The organism is Chryseobacterium sp. (assembly GCF_022712095.1).
GTDB lineage: Bacteria > Bacteroidota > Bacteroidia > Flavobacteriales > Weeksellaceae > Chryseobacterium.
In genome coordinates this window covers 1-17,405 of the sequence record NZ_JALAHD010000276.1, presented here as the reverse complement: position 1 = coordinate 17,405, position 17,405 = coordinate 1, and the positions used below count along the sequence as shown (strand labels likewise).

Sequence of the window (17,405 nt, the reverse complement as noted above, 5' to 3'; positions counted from 1 at the left end):
TTCTATTAATTAAAATTGTTATTATTCCAAAAAAAAACCACCCAAAATGGGTGGTTCTTTCTTATTGATAATGGCTAAAGGATTATTTACCCTCCTCCATTTTCTTTTTAAGCTCTGCTAAAGCATCGATATCTCCAAGAGTTGATCTTTCTTCGTTGTTTGAAGAAGACATATTTCTAGAAGAAGATTCTTTCACATTTTTCTTCTCTTCATCTCTGAAGATACCTGTGTGAGAAACTACTACTCTCTTGAATTCTTTGTTGAACTCGATTACTTTGAAATCAGCTTCTTCACCTTTTTTGATTTTAGATCCATCTTCTTTCTCTAATAATCTTGAAGGGCAGAATGCTTCAACTTCAGCATCTTCAAACTGTACAGAAGCTCCTTTATCATGAACTTCTACTGCTTTACCAGCATGAATAGTTCCTTCAGCATATTTAGTTTCGAATTTATCCCAAGGGTTTTCAGTCAATTGCTTGTGACCTAAAGATAATCTTCTTGCTTGGATATCTAATTCCAATACTACAACATCTAATTTATCTCCTACAGCACAGAATTCAGATGGGTGCTTGATTTTCTTAGTCCAAGAAAGATCTGAAATGTAGATTAATCCATCGATACCTTCTTCTAACTCTACGAATACACCAAAGTTAGTAAAGTTTCTCACTGTTCCTACATGCTGAGATCCTACAGGATATTTAGTTTCGATATTTTCCCATGGATCTTTAGACAATTGCTTGATACCAAGAGAAATTTTTCTTTCTTCTCTATCTAAAGTTAATACTTCAGCTTCTACCTCATCTCCTACTTTCACAAAATCACCAGCAGATCTTAAGTGAGTAGACCAAGACATTTCAGAAACGTGGATTAATCCTTCCACACCTGGAGCGATTTCTACGAATGCACCATAGTCAGCAAGAACTACAACTTTTCCTTTCACTTTATCTCCTACTTTTAAATCAGCAGAAAGAGCATCCCATGGGTGTGGCTCTAATTGCTTCATACCCAATTGGATTCTTGTTTTCTCATCGTCAAAGTCAAGGATAACCACTTTTACAGTTTGACCATCTTCTAAGATTTCAGATGGGTGGTTCACTCTAGACCAAGAAAGATCTGTAATGTGAATTAATCCATCTACACCTCCTAAGTCGATGAATACACCGTAAGAAGTGATGTTTTTAACAGTTCCTTCAAGAACCTGACCTTTTTCAAGCTGAGCGATGATTTCTTTTTTCTGACCTTCGATATCTGCTTCGATCAATGCTTTGTGAGATACTACTACGTTTTTGAACTCAGGGTTGATTTTCACAACTTTGAACTCCATAGTTTTACCTACGAACTGATCGTAATCTTTGATTGGCTTAACATCAATTTGAGAACCTGGTAAGAATGCTTCAATTCCGTGAACGTCAACGATCATTCCTCCTTTAGTTCTAGACTTCACAAAACCGTTAACGATTTCACCTGTTTCGTGAAGTTCGTTTACTTTATCCCAAGCTTTAAGCGTTCTTGCTTTTTTGTGAGATAACTGTAATTGTCCTGTTTTGTCTTCTCTTTTGTCAACCATTACTTCTACTTCATCACCTACTTTAAGGCCTTGGTTGTAACGGAATTCATTAAGAGAAATAACACCTTCAGATTTGAAGTTGATGTCAACGATAGCTTCTTTATCAGTTAATCTTACAACTTTTCCAACTAATACGTCATTATCGTCCAAGTTGTTTAAAGATCCGTTGTAGATTTCTTCTAAATCACTTTTTTCTTTTCTTGCATCAGCATCAAGACCAGATTCGAATGAATCCCAATCAAATTGTTCCGGTGCTACGTTTTGGTTTAATAAAACCTCTGCTGAATTTGTCTCTTTTGACATTTTCTAATAAAATTTGTATTCCTTCTCTTTCAACGGTCTTAACAAATGTGATTGAAAAATACGGAAGCTATTAATATTTAATATTTTACCTTCTCAGACCTTTACCACAAAAAGTGGGTGCAAAGATACTACTATTTTTTAAGATAAACAATAATTACTGCAAAGTTCAACAAGAACATAACAAATTATAAATCAATACATTTAATAATTAAATAACAATCTTTTATCCTTTGTCTTATTAAACCTATCGCTTTTGCTTTAACTTTGCAGAATGGAATTAGAATCAATTTACCAGAAACTGCAAATTCAGGATATGAATCCAATGCAGAAATCCACTTATAAAGCTACAGAAAACAAGAATGATGTCGTTCTTCTCTCTCCTACGGGTTCAGGGAAAACACTTGCTTTTTTATTTTCTGTTTTAAGAAGCCTCAGAAAAAATACTCAGGGAATACAGGCTTTGATTCTAGTTCCCGCCAGAGAACTGGCTTTACAGATCGAACAGGTTTTTAAAACAATGGGTACTGATTTTAAAGTAAGTGTCTGCTATGGAGGTCATGACAAAAAAATTGAGGTCAACAATCTTATTGAAGCTCCGGCCTTATTGATCGGAACTCCTGGAAGAGTCGCTTACCATCTTAGAAATCAGAATTTCGATCCGGCCTGTATTGAAACTTTAGTTTTGGATGAGTTTGATAAAGCTCTGGAATTAGGTTTTCAGGATGATATGGAATTCATCATCAGTTCCTTAAAGAATCTTAATCAAAGAATTCTTACTTCTGCAACGGTAATGGATGACATTCCGAAGTTCACAGGATTACAAAACGAAAAGAGAATCAGTTTCCTTAAAGAAAATGAAATAAAACCAGATATTCAATTAAGAAAAGTTTTGACTACACCGGAAGAAAAACTGGATACCTTATTTCAACTGATATGTAAAATAGGCAACAAAAGAACTCTGATCTTCTGTAATCACCGGGATGCTGTAGACCGTATTTCGGAACTTTTAAGAGAAAAAGGAATAGCCAGAGAAACATTTCATGGCGGATTAGAGCAGGATGAGCGGGAACGTTCTTTATTAAAATTCAGAAATGATTCTGCCCGGATACTAATCACTACTGATCTTGCATCCAGAGGGCTGGATATTCCGGAAGTGGAATCCATTATCCACTATCAGCTTCCTTATAAAGAAGATGCTTTTATTCATCGAAACGGTCGTACTGCAAGAATGAATGCCAAAGGTTTCGCTTACCTGATTATGACAGAGGATGAAAATTATCCTTTTATTAAAAATAATACTCCGGAAGAAAGCGTTAAAGAATACAACAAAGTTCCTGAAAGAACTCCTTTTCAGACAATTTATATCAGTGCCGGGAAAAAAGATAAGGTCAACAAAGTGGATATTGTAGGTTACCTTATTAAAAAGGGAGAATTATCCAAAGAAGATATAGGATTGATTGAAGTAAAAGACACCACCTCTTATGTAGCTATTGCCAGAACCAAAACAATAGCTTTATTGAAAAAGCTAGCCAATGAAAAGCTTAAAAATAAGAAGGTTAAAATGGAAATTGCTTATTAGCAATTTCGATACATTCAGCATTGTGAATTAAAGATGAAGAGGACTTAAAAGTAATTTTCATCTTTTCAGTTTATTATTTTACTCTTTTAGTTTTTGTCGGCAAAATATAAACTGACTTTGAAGCTGTAATAAACAATACGGAATGATCTTCTCCTCCGAAAGTAACATTGGAAGTCCATTCTTCCGGTATAGGAATATGATTGATCTTTTTTCCCTGGGAATTAAAAACTGTAACCCCGTTACCTGTCAAATACAAGTTACCATACTCATCCAGGGTCATCCCGTCTGACCCCATTTCACAAAACAGTTTCTTTTCGGAAAGCTTACCTTCTGAAAGAATATCATAAACATAGGTCTTTCCGGCATCTATATCGGAAACGTACAGTTTTTTAAATTTTTCACTTCCCACAATTCCATTCGGTTGTGTAAAAGTATCCAATTTAATAATACCCCCTTCTTTATTTCTGTAATACAGGCTTTTATGCGGAATCTCCTGTTTAAAATCCACCCAGTAATCCCTTTCATACAATGGATCTGTAAAATAAATCCCTCCATATTTATCTATCCAGAGATCGTTAGGCCCGTTCAGCCTGTTTCCGTTGACATGTGTTACAAGAACCTCTATTTTTTTTCTGTCTTTTGAAATTTTCCAGATTTCACCCTGATCATCAGAACAGGTGATCAGATTATCATGCTTATCAAAATGAGTTCCGTTCGCCCTTCCTGTTCTGATCAAGAACTCGGCAATCTTATTTGTCCTCCAATCCCAATAATATATTATATCTCTGGGCTGATCTGTAAAATAAACATTCCCTTCCTTATCAGAAGCCGGGCCTTCTGTAAATCTGAATTGATCCGATACCATTTCTGGCTGTTTATCATGATAGAACACATCGTTATTATTTACTGATTTACAATTTATTACTACCAATAATAAGCCAAATAAAAAAAGAGAAGAGATATTTTTCATAGATCACAGATTTATGGCTGCAATTTACAAATTGCAGCCATAAAACAATATATCTAATGAATGAATAATAATTTCATGAACTACCCCTCGTGATTACGGGAGCATTTGCAGGAAGGAAGATTTGCTGCCACAATGCAACTACCGATGGTAAATGACACTCTAGGCATTTATGCAAATTCAGACTGTATTTTATTTCTTCTACCATTTTCTCTATTAGATTAAACAGATACATAAAAATAATTATGGGACACAGAGTAATAATTTATATAATAAAAAGAGTATTTTCTTCCTTCCTTTGGGCTTTCTTCATACAATTCACACGACAAATTTGGCTTGCAACTTAAAAAACTTTTATCTTTGGATTTTTAGGATTTGAAAATGAAACTTAATTTACCCGATAAACTCTATTATTCTATAGGTGAAGTAGCAAAAGCTTTTGATGTAAATACCTCTTTAATACGCTATTGGGAACAAGAATTTCCTATTATTAAACCTAAAAAGAATAAAAAAGGGAACCGATATTTCACCCCCGAAGACATTAAAAATCTGAAAATCATTTATCATTTGGTAAAAGAAAAAGGGTATACACTGGATGGGGCACGAATTGCTTTAACCACTAACAGTAAAATATCTGAGACTATTTCTCTTATCGACAGGCTTGAGTTTGTAAAGGCAGAGCTATTAAAACTTAAAGATTCTTTAGGCGAAAAAGATTCTGAATAATCTTCCTTATTAAAACTTAACATTTTATTAATTAACTTTTTGAAAATCATTTTATTGTAATATTTAATTTTATTACTCCACTCCAAAATGATGAAAAAAGGTTATTACCAGAAAATAGCATTTCTTGGAATTCTTCTCCTTTGTCTGTATGCTTTCCGGCAATATACAGCCAATATCCATGAAGATTTTTCTGAAGTCCGGTTTATTTCTAAACCTGAAAATCCTGTAAAGCTATTCGATTTTGATCCTAATCATCTTAGTGCAGAACAATGGAAAAGTCTTGGATTTTCCAGTCAGCAAGTTAAAACCATTCTCCGTTATAAAGAAATAGTGGGAGGTCGGTTTATCTCTAAGGAGCAGCTTAAAAAGTGTTATTCAATTTCCAAGGAAAAATTTGATGAACTCGATTTTCACATTCTTCTTCCTAAAACAAATAAAGAAGCCAAATCAGGAAATTTTAAGCATCATACAATTACTGTTACCAAAAAATTCAATCCAAATCAATATTTACAAAGCGACTGGATAGTGTTAGGGTTTACGGAAAGACAGGCTCAATCTATTATGAAGTATAAAGCCTATTTAGGAGGAAGTTTTATCAGTAAAGAAAAGTTTAGAGAATGCTTTACAGTTAGCCCTGAAAACTATCATAAACTTGCGCCATACCTATTATTGCCGGAGAAAACTCCGACTTATACACAAAGTTATTCTTCATTTAAAAGTAAAAAAAGTCCTGAAAAAGCACATACATCTTTTGATCCTAATACATTAGATATTGAAGGCTGGCAATCTTTGGGATTCACTCTCAACCAGGCAAAAGTAATCGTTAATTACAGAGATAAGAATCTGAAAGGAAGTTTTAAAAGTATTGATGATATCCAAAGGTGCTTCGTCATCTCTCCTGAGAAATATAAAGAGCTATTGCCTTACATCAAAATCATTTCCCAACAGGAATTACAGCAAGAGAAAACTGATTTTTCCACGATAGATTTGAATCTGATCACTTATAAACAACTTTTAGAATTTGGACTGGATGAAAGAAGTGCCGGCTCTTTAATTGGTTTCCGAAAAAAATTAGGTGGCTTTGTCAATAAAGAACAGATACTTGATACTTATAATATAGACAAAGAGCTGGCCCAAAAACTTGTCTCCATTTGTCCTCTTAATACCTCTAAGATCCTTAAGTATACATTAACGGATGCTCCTGAAGATTGGTTAAAAAACCATCCTTATTTCAAATATTCTGCTGATAAAATTATTTATTACAGAATAAACAATCCTGATGATAAAAAGATATGGAAACTTCTTAAAGTGAAGCCAGAATATGAAGCGAAAATGAAATTATACCTTAAATGAGGAATCAGTAATTATCAGTTATTAGTTTAAAAGTGTGAGACTTCTCCTACGTATTAACTTATAATTCATCAATTTCAACTTATAACTTAGTCTACTGTTTTGCTGGAATCCTCAAGAAGCCCAATTAAAGAAGAAAGCTCTTCTTCCGTTAAATCTCTCCATTTTCCAATGGGAAGATCAAGCTTAATATTCATGATACGGATTCTTTTCAGTTTTTTAACTTCGTAGCCCAGGTATTCACACATTCTTCTGATCTGCCTGTTTAATCCCTGTGTAAGAACAATACGGAAATTCATTTCATCTATTTTCTCCACTTCACATTTTTTTGTGACTGTATCTAAAATAGGAACTCCGTTTCTCATTTTATCCAGAAATTTGGGTGTAATAGGTTTATCCACCCTCACCAGATATTCTTTTCCGTGATTATTTCTGGATCTAAGGATTTTATTGACAATATCTCCATCACTAGTAAGAAGGATCAAACCTTCACTGGGCTTATCCAGCCTGCCGATCGGAAATATTCTTTTGGGATGATTGATATAATCTACAATATTGTTTTTTTCCCGCTTGGTATCGGTAGTACAAACGATTCCTACAGGTTTATTGAAGGCAATATAAACATGCTTTTCCTGTGGCTCTCGAATTGGTTTTCCATCTATTTCCACGACATCTTCATCAGAGACTTTGGTACCCAATTCCGGGATTTTACCATTGATCTTTATCCGACCTTCTTCCAGCAGCTTATCGGCTGCTCTTCTTGAGCAATAGCCTACCTCAGATAAGTATTTATTGATACGTGTTTTCTCCATGAGTATGATTCTATTCGTAAAAGTTGGCAACCAAATTCAAATGCGTTTGAGAAGCTTTACTGCAGATTTTCAAACCTGAAATCATTCTCCAAAAATTCTGTTGTAGCATTTTCTATAGTGTAGTCTCCGATTTTAGTACGTCTTAATTGTGTCAGATAGGCTCCAACTCCCAGATCCTGTCCAATATCATGAGCTAAGCTACGAATATAGGTTCCTTTGGAACATCCTACTAAAAAGCTGATGTAAGGAAAGTTGATCGTAATATCTTCAATATAAAATATCGTGGTCTTTCTGGATTTCATTTCCACTTCTTCTCCTGCCCTTGCAAGATTATAAGCTCTTTCCCCATCTATTTTAATAGCAGAAAATACGGGAGGCTTCTGTTCTATTTCTCCTACAAATTTGTTTAAACTTTCTATAATATCCTCCTGTGAGATATGTGAAATATCCCGTGGTAAAATCTCGGGTTTTTCCGTATCATAACTTTCCGTCTGAACTCCTATCTTAATTTCTGTCCAGTATTCTTTGGGAGCATCCTGTATCTCCGGAATCTTTTTAGTGAATTTACCGCTACACACAATAAGAAGTCCTGTAGCTCTTGGATCTAATGTACCAGCATGTCCTATTTTAAACTTTTTAGGAAGATTAAATTCCCGCTTAAGTTTATATTTCATTTTATTGACCGCCTGAAATGAAGTCCAGTCCAATGGTTTGTCCAATAAAAAAATCTGACCTTCCAGTACTTTTTCAGCTGTCATAAAACTATAATAATAAAAAGGGATTATTTAAAGAAATAAAAATAAATCAGTAAAGCAATTCCCACAAAGATACGGTACCAGCCCCAAGGCTTAAAACCATATTTATTTAAAACTCCGATAAAAGCCTTAATCGCAATAAGCGCCACAATAAATGCTACTACGTTTCCTATAATAAAGATCATGATATGATCCTGAGATTGAAGAATCATTTCATATCCTTTTTGGGGATTTCCCGTCTCCTTTCCCCATGTTTTAAGAAAGACAGAATATACAGTTACCGCAAGCATGGTAGGAACCGCAAGAAAAAATGAAAATTCAGCCGCCGCTTTTCTGGTTAACCCCTGTGTCATTCCCCCTATAATAGAAGCAGCACTTCTACTCGTTCCGGGCATCATCGCCAGACACTGCCAGAATCCGATAGTAATCGCCTTTTTAATAGAGATTCCTTTCTCATCATCAATGACAGGATTTTTAAACCATTTGTCTGCAAATAACAGAACAACTCCTCCTAACACAAGAACAGAAGAAATGGCAATCTGATTTCCTAAAACAGCTTCAATTTTGTCATCAAAAAGATATCCTAAAAGTAAAGCAGGGAGAACAGCAAATGCTAATTTATAATAAAACTGAAGGTTGCTAAAATCAAAAAACTTTTTCCAGTATGCCACTACCACAGATAAGATGGCGCCAAACTGTATGGAAACCTGGAACATTTTTAAAAATTCATCATCGTGTAACCCCATTAAGCTGGCGGTAAACCCCATGTGGGCAGTAGAAGAAATCGGTAAATATTCTGTAAGTCCTTCTATTATTGCAATAATAATTGCGTTAATTAAATCCATTAAAAAAAGATCTGAATAGTTTTAGAATTTATTTTTTATTTCTTTTTAAGAATTGCATATACTTCTATCACAAAGCCAATCACTACAAATAAAGGTGCAATTCGTATTCTTCGGATAGAAAATATACCGTCATTCCAGGAATTAGGATCATATTTGCCATCAACTGTATTGGCATCAGCTCCCATCATCAAAAGAAAGCCTACTACAATAAATGCTAACCCAATTAACATCCATTTAAAATTTTCTTGTCCGAAATAAAAGCTATTCTCTTTCTGAACCTCAGTTTCTTTACCAAAACTTGCAGCGGAAAATTTATTTGTTTTTTTACTCATTGTTTAAGAATAATATAAGTCATCTACACTCGTTCTTAAGAATCTCCAGGTTGCGATTACTGTACTTAATACCGTAATGAGAACTCCTACACCCAATATAAGCAATACAAGCCAGAAATATTGCTGGTTATCCTGTACGAAGGAAGAACCGATCGCATTGGTAAAATAATACCAAACTCCAAATAAGGCAAGAAGCCCTATTACAGAACCTATTAATCCCAATACTACAGCTTCAATGATAAATGGCTTCAGGATAAATCTTCTTTTAGCTCCTACCAGCTGCATGGTTTTGATAATAAATCTTTTTGAGAATATCTTTAAACGAATGGAATTATTAATAAGAACAACGGCCAATACCAGGAATAAAACTGAGAAGCCCAGTATCCATCGTAAGATTCTGTTAAGGTTATTATAAACATCCACCATCAGGGTACTGTCATTCTTAACATCTACGATTCCCGGAACCGATTTGATCACCTTAATAGCTTCATCAATTTTAGCAGGATCTACATATTCAGGTTTTAAGGCTACTTCAATAGAAGAAGGAAAAATATTTTCTTCAAACAAAGCATCACTATCGATTCCCATACTTTTTTTGGCCTCTTTAGCAGCCATTTCCCTAGATATATAAGTCGCTCTTTTTACCGGAACTAAAGTCTGTATTTTTTTGAATGCTTCCTGTTCCTGTTTTGCAATTTTCACTGAATCTTTAGCATCATAGTTTTCATCAAAGTAGGCATTTACTACTAACTGCTCTTTGATATAATCAGAATATTTCTGAGCATTAATCAATATAAGTCCCATCAACCCTAATAAAAATAACACCAGGGCAATACTTATTACGACAGTAATATTGCTGGACCGAAGCCTTTTCTTATTGAATTCATCTACAGATTTAGCCATTAATATTAAAATTTTTGGCTAAAATAGAAAAAAACTTCCGAAATTTGGGACGAAATAAGGAAAATCATTGTTAACAAAATCATAAAAGACTTTGAGTGTAAAAGCAAAAAAACATCTGGGACAGCATTTTTTAACGGATGAAAATATCGCAAGAAAAATAGTAGAAGGACTCTCCTGGGAAAACTATCATAACATCATGGAAGTAGGTCCTGGAATGGGCGTTCTTACCAAATACCTTCTGGAAAAAGAGGGATCTGTTTATCTTGCTGAGATAGATAAGGAGTCTATCGAATATTTAAAAGAGAACTATTTCAAAATAACCGAAAGTACTTTTGTTGGTGATTTTCTGAAACAGGATTTTGATTTTATCAATAAAGAACAGATTGCTATTATTGGAAATTTCCCCTATAATATATCTTCTCAGATCTTGTTTAAGATCATTGATTATTATGAACTGATTCCTGAAATGGTAGGAATGTTTCAGAAAGAGGTGGCAGAAAGGACAGCTTCTAAACCCAGAACTAAAGATTACGGAATTCTTTCCGTTCTAGTACAGGCGTATTATGATGTTTCTTATCTGTTTACCGTTCATGAAAATGTATTCAACCCTCCACCCAAAGTTAAATCAGGGGTTATCAAACTGGTCAGAAATCCAAAGGAAGGGCTGGCAGGAAATGAGATTCTTTTTAAACAGATTGTAAAGGCCGGATTTAATCAAAGAAGAAAAAAACTTTCCAATGCGTTAAAGGTTTTAAATATTCCCGAAACATTAAAGACCCATGAGTTTTTAGATAAAAGAGCTGAAGAACTGAGTGTTCAGGATTTTATAGAATTTACTCAGTTATGGAAAGAAAACAAATAAAAAAACCTCTCAAGTGAGAGGTTTTTATTTATTATATGCGATATTATTCTCTGTTTTTAAGCATAATCCATCCTGAACGGTTCATCTGAGCTTTTGACTTATTATACTGATAATTAAATTTATACCAGTACGTAGCTGTAGGAAGTCTCTTTCCTCCTACCGTCCCGTCCCAAACAGGTCTTTCTTTGCTGAATCTGAACATTTCAACACCATATCTGTCATAAACAGATCCTGTGAAGTTATTGAAATTCCCTAATGCTGAAAGATCTAACACATCATTGATTCCATCCTGATTCGGAGTAATAATATTATTGATATACAGTGTAAAGAATTCAAGAGCTCCCACACAATGAGTACCCTGTACTCTTACCTGAATATTGTAATTAGTATTATTGGTAAGCCCTGTAAATACATTGGATGTCTGCCAGGTCACTCCTCCATCTATTGAATACTCCAAGGTTCCCTGAATATTATTAATCGGTGGATTTTCAGCAGTCAGTGTTAATGTATTATTATTATCATAATTAATACCTGAAATAAAAGGAGTTGCCGCCGCCATTACTTTAGCAGTAAATACTCTTGTACAATATCCGTTATCAATCGTTACACTATAAATACCCAACTGATCTACATCTATAGTCTGAGTAGTTGCTCCTGTACTCCATAAATATGTGTAATTAGGTCCTGTACCGGCATCCAGAGTTATCCTGTCTCCCATACACATTTCCACATCAGCCAGAGGAGAAGTTATTTCCGGTACAACTTCCACCGTGATCGTCGCCGGCTGTAAAGATTGACATCCTTTCTGCCCGATTGCATATACTGTAAAAGTCGTTGTCTGGTAGAGGGTAACTGTTTGTGTATTACCTGTTCCAGGAAAGTTATTCCACAGGTAAGTCGTACCTCCTGTAGCTGTAAGATCTACAGATTCCCCTGGGCATATTTTTAAACTTGAAGAAACTAAATCCGCTGTAGGAGTTAATTCTTTTAAAAGTGTTAATTCAACCAACTTACTACAGAATCCTCCATTAGAAACTACCACATATAAAATCTGCCCATCATTCCCCATATAATTGGAGATGTTGGTTATATAATTAGTATTTTGAGCAAGAGCATCTGCCTGATCTTCATAAAAATGAAATATAGCACCGGTTGTTGTGCTCAGCAAAGGCATTGTATTATTTAAATCGAAAGTGGTAATATCCGGTGTGCTGCAGAGTAGATAAGTAGCATCCTGTGCTACCGGTGTTTCTCCTCCATGAATCTCTATGGAAGCCTTACCTGGACACGGATTCCCCGGAACTGATACTTCAATTTCATACACTCCAGGCTGGGTTGCCGTATAAGAATTATTAGTCGCTCCATTGATCATGGCTCCATTCAAAAACCATTGATAAGTAACATTCGGAGCACTTACTGAAGCTGTCAGCACCTGAGGGACGTTATCACAGACATTGATCTCAGCAGGTAAAGTAACTCCTGTACTATCTAGAAGCTCTACCCCAATATTAAATGATCCTCCTTCTAGGAATACCGCAGAATCATAACTACTGTCAATCGCATCTGCCAAGACCATCTTAAAATGATAAGCCTGTCCCGGTACTACTGTTGCTGTAGCAGTGAGAGGAACAGTTCTGCCATTATAATTGGTTTCTATAGCCGCTGTATTATATCCGTCGAAATACATATCGTTAACAGAGCCACAACTTAATGAACCTCCCCCAAATTGGGTATCCGGGTGAATATTGGTAACACTTACAGGTCCTGCTCCATTAGGTAGGACAGCCATATTAACATAAGGACCTCCTGCCACCGGTCTTAATAATAAAGCAAATGCATCAGAATAACTGCAGGGAAAAGTTCCTGTATATTCTTCAGAAGCAAATAAATAATTGAATTTTACTTGAGAAGAAGTCGGTACAAAATCAAATTCCAGTATTACCGCATCATTCAATGACACAGAAGGATTGGTAGCTGCTACCAGATCAGGGTCACTCCCTGTTGGTAGATCATCTCCCAAAGTACTGCTTATATAATCGTTTCCAGATTTATGGACATATCCGGTTGATAACACGATTCCATCTTTAAAAGGAAAGTTAGTTGTTCCCCTGTTGAAATAACCCCAAGACCTGTTGTTATCCGAGGCAGGCAAATTAGGACTTACCTGAATATTGGTAACATTTGGAGTTACACAGGAATTTGTTCCGGATGATATTAATACATCTTTCACCAACTGGTCGACGGTATAACCTGATTCATTATATCCAGCTGCATTCACATCAATAAAAGCACCCGCCTTCATGGTCAAGCTTGAGGCCTTTTCTTTCTGAAGTTTTCGGACGGGAATATTTTGAGAATGATAAAAATTACAAGTAATTAAAAAAAAGAGAAAAAACGGTAGATATCTTCGCATAATATTTTTGTTTCAACAAATTTAATTTTTTTTTAAATATACTGCATACATATTTACCCTTTTTATGTTAAATAATAAAGTCCCCAAAATTGGGGACTTTCTATTAATTTCTATTTTTTAACAATATCCAGCCGGTTCGAAGCTCCATTCTCTTGCTTGCCGGATTTTCCCACTGAACTTTATACCAGTATGTAGCGGTAGGCTGATTAATCCCTTTAATCTCACCTTTCCAGACCGTATTTGTTTTTGTTGCTTTAAAAATCTCTTGTCCGTATCTATTGAATATAGATGCTCCAAAATTATTATACCCGCTGATTCCTGAGAAATCTACTTCATCATTGATACCATCCTGATTCGGAGTGATTGCATTACTGATCATAAAAGTATAATAATCCAACGCATTACTACACTTCGCGTCTTTAGTTCTCAATCTCAGATTATAATTAGTATTATCCAATACATTGTAGAATATATTGGAAGTCTGCCAGGTCACTCCTCCATCTATGGAATATTCCAATACTCCTCCGGTAGGGTTCGTTGCGGAAATAGTAAGCGTATGATCTGCATAGGTAATATTCGTAAACTGAGGCAAATCGGGATTTAATAACTGTGCCGTAAATACTTTTGAACACGTCCCATTACTTATGGTTACAGTATATGTTCCCGGTATATTGGTGGAAATACTAGGAGTCGTAGCTCCTGTACTCCATAAATAAGTATATCCTGACGTGTTGCCGGCATCTAATACTCCAAAGTCACCTGCACAAACATATACATCTTCAAGAATAGAAGTAATAGCAGGAACAACCTCTATTGTGATTGTTGCCGGTTCAATAGAACTACATCCGTTTCCTCCTAATGCATATACTGAATAAGTGGTAGTGGTGGTAGGTGATACAACCTGTGTATTTCCATTTCCTGTTAATCCCACCCAGCTATAAGTAAACCCTCCTGAAGCAGTTAAAGTTACAGACTCGCCTTCGCATATTTTTGTTTTTGAAGCCGCTATTACTGCCGTTGGTGGACCAACGATAACTGTTACTGTTGCTGGATTCGCAGAAATACAACCATTAGCACCCACTGCATATACTGTGTATGTAGTAGTAACTGTTGGAGAAACAATCTGAGTACTACCTGTTCCTGTAAGCCCTACCCAGTTGTAGCTGGCTCCTCCCGTTGCTGTTAAAGTAACTGATTCACCTTCACAAATTTGTGGTTGGGAAGAAGTCACTGCTGCTACCGGAAGTGTCGTATCCTGAACCACTGTCACATTAGCAGTATACGAACAACTAAGGCTTCCTGGCTGAGACACATTGGTAACTGTTAAAGTATAAGTTCCTCCGGCATTAACCACAGGTGTTAAAGTATTTCCTCCCGAAACAATATTTCCTCCTGCTGTAGTCCATGTAATAGTAGAGCCTGCAGGAATTACAGAAGCCGAAGCATTTAATGTTATTTGAGCCGTGTTACAGGTTATACTGCTTGATGGAGGTGCAATTGTTAAAGTTGTCTCCGGTGTTGCTAATAATTGAAGGGTAACTACATAGCTACATCCTCCATTCTTAACCAATACATATATTGTTTGATTTCCGGCACTTGTATATGCCGTAGGAGTTGGAATCGTATTTCCATTTCCCGCATTGGCATCTGCTTGATTAATATAATAGGCAAAAGTAACTCCTGTAGTAGCCGTTGTAATCTGGTTTTGAGCGGAGGTCAAGTCATATACAGTCCCTCCCGGTTGATAACATTTAATAAGAGTAGCATTTTGTACTGTAATCGGCTGAGAAACCTCAATCGTAATAGTAGCAGCTGTCTGAGATGCACATCCGTTGGCACCTACTGCTGTTACCGTATATGTTGTAGTTGTTGTCGGACTTACTACCTGAGTATTTCCTGTTCCTGTTAAGCCTTGCCATGTATATGTTGTTCCTCCTGTAGCTGTTAAAGTAACCGATTCACCGGCACAGATAAGCACTTTAGAAGCAGTAAGACCTGTAGTCGGAGGTGCACTGTCTCCCAGTACCGTTACATTAGCTGTAGCTGTACAGCTGATATTTCCCGGCTGATAAACCTGCGTGATCGTTAAAGTATAAGTACCTCCCTGATTAACAACAGGCGTCAGAGTATCTCCTCCTGAAACAATACTTCCATTGGTAGTAGTCCAGCTAAATGTTGATCCTGTAGGATAAACAGATCCTGTAGCATCCAATGTGGTCTGGGAATTGGTACATGTTAAAGTTTGAGGTGGAGCAATAGTTGCTGTCATCTGAGGAGCTTTCACCAATTGAAGCTGAGCCACCTTTGAACAAAACCCGCTTTTAACAAGTACATATATGGTTTGATTTCCGGCACTCTGAAAAGCAGTCGGATTCGGAATTGTATTTCCATTGCCGGCATTTGCATCTGCCTGATTCAAATAATAGGTAAAAGTAGCACCTGCTGTAGAGCTTATTGCTCCGTTAGCCAACTGTAGATTATAGGTAGCATTTCCGGCTACATAGCAAGAGGTTAAAGTTGCATTTTGCACCGTTGGAGAAGTTCCTCCAACAATTGTTACACTGGCTGTTCCGGGACAGCTGTTCCCCGGAATGGTAACCTCTACAGTGTAAACACCTGGCTGTGTTGCTGTATAAGTGGAAGTTGTTGCTCCTGAGATAGGATTATTATTAAAAAACCATTGAAAAGTGGCATTAGGAATCTGAGCTGAAGCTGTTAATGTCTGAGGTGCATTGTCACACACATTAATGGAAGAAGGCAGAGCCACTCCGGCAGGATCTAAAATCTGAACTCCTATATCAAAAGATCCGGCTTCTAAAAAGACTCCTGAATCATAGTTAGAATCCTGATAATCTGCTAACACCATTTTAAAATGATAGGTTTCTCCGGGCGTTACAGTAGCCTGAGCTGTTAAAGGCACTGTACGTCCATTGAAATTGGTTTCTACTGCAGGTGTATTCTGTCCGGCAAAATACTGTGCATTTTTAGGACCACAGCTATAAATAGCAGGAACAATATTTGTAACACTTACAGGCCCAGCCCCGTTAGGTAAAACAGCCAGATTGGTGTAAGTAGGATCACTCGCTTTTTTCAATAATAAGGCAAAACCATCAGAAATACTACAAGGAAAATTATTAGCATATTCCTCTGAGGCAAATATATATCTGAACGTAACTTCCGTAGAAGTAGGGACAAAATCAAATTCTATGTAGGTAGCATCCTTCAGCATGTTAGCAGGTACCCCTAAAGCGTTTGCCAGATCCTGATCTCCCAGAGAAGGCTGTAAAGCATCCCCTAAATTGGAGCTCTGGAAGGAATTCCCTGCCTTCTGGGCATGTCCGGTCATCAGAATAATCCCTTTGTCAAATGGAAAATTGGTAGTTCCCTTATTAAAATACCCCCAGCTTCTTGTCTGATCACTTACTCCTATATTGGGTGACACTACCACATTACTCACATTGGAGGTGGAACATGTAGATCCACCTGAGATGAGTACATCTTTTACAAGTTGTGTAATACTATAATTAGTCTCAGGGTACCCAGCAGCATTTACATCTATAAAAGCTCCTGCTTTCATAGTCTGAGAAGATGGTCTTTCCGTGGTACGCGCCCTTTCTCTCGTCTGGGAAAAGGCGATATTACATATAAGAACTGAAAATAAAGCTAATAGTAAACTTCTTGTTTAATAGCACCATTCCAGTATACGAACTTTTTCCTAAAAATCAAGCGATCTGAATGAATTTCTTTCACGATTTTAATGGAAACTAACGAGAAAATAAATTTGCTTTTTCTTTCATTTCCGCTAAGATAATAGTAACTATTTTTTTAAGTACAGGGAGGCTAACTACTAATGACTTATCGCCGTTTACGTGTAATCAATGATGAAACCCTTCACACAGAGATTGAAAGCTTTACTAAACCTGAAATAAAAGAGAATGAAGTATTAGTTAAGGTGAATTATTCTGGTATCAATTATAAGGACGCCTTAGCG

At 36.2% G+C, this 17,405-nt stretch carries 13 protein-coding genes; 4 read left to right on the top strand and 9 right to left on the bottom strand.

All coding sequences use genetic code 11. The features are described 5' to 3' along the window. Positions 1 to 82 precede the first annotated feature (82 nt). On the bottom strand, positions 83 to 1,870 hold the full coding sequence (rpsA, locus tag Q0A18_RS14060) for a 30S ribosomal protein S1 (protein WP_292010787.1): 1,788 nt from the start codon (positions 1,868 to 1,870) through the stop codon (positions 83 to 85). A 271-nt stretch (positions 1,871 to 2,141) separates the two neighbouring features. Here rpsA and Q0A18_RS14055 point away from each other — a divergent pair, with 271 nt between their 5' ends. Next, positions 2,142 to 3,449, top strand: a complete 1,308-nt coding sequence (locus Q0A18_RS14055) for a DEAD/DEAH box helicase (RefSeq protein WP_292010786.1) — start codon at positions 2,142 to 2,144, stop codon at positions 3,447 to 3,449. A gap of 73 nt (positions 3,450 to 3,522) precedes the next feature. Here the strand turns inward: Q0A18_RS14055 and Q0A18_RS14050 are convergent, their stop codons facing one another. Further along, a complete protein-coding gene (locus Q0A18_RS14050) occupies positions 3,523 to 4,419 on the bottom strand; it encodes an SMP-30/gluconolactonase/LRE family protein (protein WP_292010785.1) in 897 nt (298 codons plus the stop codon). Positions 4,420 to 4,797: 378 nt separating this feature from the next. Here Q0A18_RS14050 and Q0A18_RS14045 point away from each other — a divergent pair, with 378 nt between their 5' ends. Both Q0A18_RS14045 and Q0A18_RS14040 read left to right on the top strand, forming a co-directional pair. Continuing rightward, positions 4,798 to 5,142 (top strand): MerR family transcriptional regulator, encoded by a 345-nt coding sequence (locus Q0A18_RS14045; RefSeq protein WP_292010784.1) that lies wholly within the window; start codon positions 4,798 to 4,800, stop codon positions 5,140 to 5,142. A gap of 87 nt (positions 5,143 to 5,229) precedes the next feature. After that, entirely contained in the window at positions 5,230 to 6,495 is a 1,266-nt protein-coding gene (locus Q0A18_RS14040) for a helix-hairpin-helix domain-containing protein (RefSeq protein WP_292010783.1), read from the top strand. 86 nt (positions 6,496 to 6,581) lie between these two features. On the opposite strand, the gene rluF is transcribed toward Q0A18_RS14040, so the two are convergent. From rluF to Q0A18_RS14015, 5 genes are read right to left on the bottom strand one after another with little or no spacing between them, the layout of a single operon-like run. After that, positions 6,582 to 7,304: a 23S rRNA pseudouridine(2604) synthase RluF gene (gene rluF / locus Q0A18_RS14035; RefSeq protein WP_292010782.1), complete on the bottom strand. Its 723-nt coding sequence runs from the start codon at positions 7,302 to 7,304 to the stop codon at positions 6,582 to 6,584. A gap of 56 nt (positions 7,305 to 7,360) precedes the next feature. Beyond that, the gene (gene truB / locus Q0A18_RS14030) at positions 7,361 to 8,062 is read right to left on the bottom strand and encodes a tRNA pseudouridine(55) synthase TruB (protein ID WP_292010781.1); all 702 of its coding nucleotides are present in this window, start codon (positions 8,060 to 8,062) and stop codon (positions 7,361 to 7,363) included. Between the two features lie 23 nt (positions 8,063 to 8,085). Further along, entirely contained in the window at positions 8,086 to 8,904 is an 819-nt protein-coding gene (locus Q0A18_RS14025) for an undecaprenyl-diphosphate phosphatase (protein ID WP_292010780.1), read from the bottom strand. A gap of 35 nt (positions 8,905 to 8,939) precedes the next feature. Next, a complete protein-coding gene (locus tag Q0A18_RS14020) occupies positions 8,940 to 9,236 on the bottom strand; it encodes a DUF3098 domain-containing protein (RefSeq protein WP_292010779.1) in 297 nt (98 codons plus the stop codon). 3 nt (positions 9,237 to 9,239) lie between these two features. Next, positions 9,240 to 10,139, bottom strand: coding sequence for a permease-like cell division protein FtsX (locus tag Q0A18_RS14015; protein WP_292010778.1), 900 nt, complete (start codon positions 10,137 to 10,139; stop codon positions 9,240 to 9,242). Positions 10,140 to 10,230: 91 nt separating this feature from the next. Here Q0A18_RS14015 and rsmA point away from each other — a divergent pair, with 91 nt between their 5' ends. Next, on the top strand, positions 10,231 to 11,001 hold the full coding sequence (gene rsmA / locus Q0A18_RS14010; protein WP_292010777.1) for a 16S rRNA (adenine(1518)-N(6)/adenine(1519)-N(6))-dimethyltransferase RsmA: 771 nt from the start codon (positions 10,231 to 10,233) through the stop codon (positions 10,999 to 11,001). A gap of 43 nt (positions 11,002 to 11,044) precedes the next feature. On the opposite strand, the gene Q0A18_RS14005 is transcribed toward rsmA, so the two are convergent. Both Q0A18_RS14005 and Q0A18_RS14000 read right to left on the bottom strand, forming a co-directional pair. Continuing rightward, on the bottom strand, positions 11,045 to 13,414 hold the full coding sequence (locus Q0A18_RS14005; protein ID WP_292010776.1) for a choice-of-anchor L domain-containing protein: 2,370 nt from the start codon (positions 13,412 to 13,414) through the stop codon (positions 11,045 to 11,047). A 103-nt stretch (positions 13,415 to 13,517) separates the two neighbouring features. Then, the gene (locus Q0A18_RS14000; RefSeq protein WP_292010775.1) at positions 13,518 to 16,991 is read right to left on the bottom strand and encodes a choice-of-anchor L domain-containing protein; all 3,474 of its coding nucleotides are present in this window, start codon (positions 16,989 to 16,991) and stop codon (positions 13,518 to 13,520) included. Positions 16,992 to 17,405: the final 414 nt, after the last annotated feature.